Source organism: Mesorhizobium dulcispinae, from assembly GCF_033977345.1.
Taxonomy (GTDB): Bacteria; Pseudomonadota; Alphaproteobacteria; order Rhizobiales; family Rhizobiaceae; genus Mesorhizobium; species Mesorhizobium dulcispinae.
In genome coordinates, this window is the sequence record NZ_JAVIIY010000067.1 from 1 (window position 1) to 953 (window position 953).

The following is a 953-nucleotide window of genomic DNA, read 5'->3' on the forward strand; positions in this document are numbered from 1 at the left end:
ACCCTCTGGTTGATTTGCCCTCCCTCCCCTCGTCTGCGAGGTCTCCGTCATCAGACATCTACCGCGGTCTTGACCCTCTGGTTGATTTGCCCTCCACCCCGCACGAGTTGCGTGACGATGCTCACTATGCACCGGCGTTTCCGAGCACATCGGCGGATGCTCAGATAGCGGCGTTGAATCAGACAGCCTCGTTCCACGGCCACGGTGGGCTAGAGCTCGGCGCCAGGGATTGGCTGAGCGACGAGCATATCGCGGCGGATTACATGCTTCTGATTCAGGATCTGCAGCGGGACAATCCGGATCTCGCCTCCCGGACGCGGCTCGTGGATCCGCTCATAGCCCACTATCATCTGCGCTTGGGCTCCCAGAGCGTGGCCACGCGCGCCTTCCAGCACGTTGTCCATGATCACGATGGTAATGACACAGCCGACTTCCTGTTCCTGCCAGTGAGCGATGCCAGTGCTTCGGATCCCAATCGCCGCGGCAGCCATTGGTCGCTGCTGCTCGTTGATCGTCGCGAACGGGCAAGGCCGGCTGCCTATCATTACGATTCCGCCGTGGGATACAACGACGGGCCTGCAGCACTGCTCGCACAACGGCTGGGCGCTCGTCTGGAGCTAGCCCGCATGACCCAGCAGAGCAACGGCTATGATTGCGGTGTCTTTGTGCTGGACGGGACGCGGGCATTGGTTAGGGGCCTGGCGCAAAGAGGACGGTCAGGCGTGCTGCACCTCGACAACCTCGTTGTCGATCGGCTGGCACTGCAAACCCGACTGAGGCGCTGACTGGGGTGGCTGCTGATAGAGCTGGCTGGAGCGGAACTGGGCGACATCAGCACTCCTTATGCGGGGCCCTGACCGAGGGAGCGACGATGACATGCCTCCGCTTGCGAATCGGCCAGCCAGCCGGTCGGCATGCGCGCTCTGGCCTGGATCGGAGGTGGAACATGACGG

General features: G+C 62.6%; 1 protein-coding gene. It reads left to right on the plus strand.

Translation table 11 applies throughout. The features are described from left to right. A partial coding sequence (locus tag RFN30_RS32275; RefSeq protein ID WP_320265980.1) for a Ulp1 family isopeptidase occupies positions 1-785 on the plus strand: 785 nt, incomplete at its 5' end. Positions 786-953 lie beyond the last annotated feature (168 nt).